We start from the raw sequence: 1,263 nt of genomic DNA, 5'->3' as shown, positions 1-1,263 counted from the left end.
GGGCGTGGTGGTGCCGTTATTGCTGGTGGTGTGAGCGGTGGTAGGTGGTTGGGCCCAGGCCGGGGCGGGGCCCTGGTCCGGGGGCCAGGAACCTCCAGCACCGGTACCGCGGGCATTGGAGCCGCCAGGGCCTGCCACGCCCGGGACCGGCATGCCCGGGATGGTGCCGGCCGGGTCCGCCCCGTCCGGGATGGTGCCGGCCGGGCCTGCCGTGTCCGGGGCGGTCATGTCGGGGCCGGGGCCGTGCGGGCCCCCGGGGGTGGCTGGTGTGCCGGGGGTGGCGTGGAGTAGTTCGAGCAGGGTGGTTTGGCCCGGCAGCACCCCGGCACCGAGACCGGTACCGTCCGCGCCGGTGCTGCCATTGCCGGTGCCGGGGCTGGTGCCGGTGCTGTCCTCATCGGGGTTCTTGGTGTTCGCGCTGTCTGTGGTTCCGGTGTGGTTGGTGTCGGGGTGGATGGTGTTGATGTCTTTGTGGGGGCCGGGGTGGGTGGCGTGGCCGATGGTGGCCATGATTTTTTCGTATTGGGGGATGGTGGTGTAGCCGCTGATCCTGATCATCCCGCGGTAGGCGCGGTGGAAGCGGATGCCTTGCCTGGCGGTCAGTTCCCCGGTGGTGGGGGTGTCCCCGTCGGGGTCGATGTGGGTGATCGCGCGGGTGCCCAGCCGGCGCAGGAAGTCCGGGTTCTGTTCCTGGGCGTGGGTGGTCATAGTGCCTTCCAGCTCCCGGGCCAGTTCCGCGGTGGTGCGCCCGGCACGGGTGAGGTGGGCGGCGTCGGCGGTGTAGTGCGAGGCGACCAGGGCCTGCTCGATGCTGGTCGTGCCGGCAAAGAACGCCCCGGCCAGGACCGGCTGGTCCGGCTCCGTGGCCACGGTGGTGAGCGCGTCCGTGGCGGGCAGGAAATGCCCGGCCAGGCCCAGCCGGCGCCCGGCCTCGGCACGGCTGAGATGGAGCACATCACTGAGCACGTCCATGCCCGTGGCCTGCCCGTCACACAGGTAGCGGCCCTCCCTCGCCCGGGAGTCCAGTTCCCCGGCCGCCTGGACCTGCAGGGCCTGCACCCACCGGGAAAGCTGCTCGACACTGCGCGCCCACTCCAACACACCCCCATCACTAAGGGCAACCAACTCCACCCCCAACGGCGCCGCCACCACCGGGGACCCCTCCCACGCCCCCGCCCCGGCACCCGCCCCACCCGGACCACCCGGACCACCCGGACCAGCAACCCCGGCAACAGGACCAGCAGCCCCGCCGCCAGCGCCGCC

1 protein-coding gene is annotated in these 1,263 nt (G+C 72.6%); it reads right to left on the bottom strand.

Features of this window, described 5'->3' with window-relative positions:
* Positions 1–1,101 (bottom strand): DUF222 domain-containing protein (locus tag G6035_RS19540; protein WP_176618765.1); only part of this gene is annotated, 1,101 nt, incomplete at its 3' end.
* Between the last annotated feature and the right edge of the window lie 162 nt (positions 1,102–1,263).

Source organism: Arthrobacter sp. SDTb3-6 (assembly GCF_013376095.1).
Taxonomy (GTDB): Bacteria; Actinomycetota; Actinomycetes; order Actinomycetales; family Micrococcaceae; genus Specibacter.
This window is presented reverse-complemented; position numbering and strand designations above follow the sequence as displayed.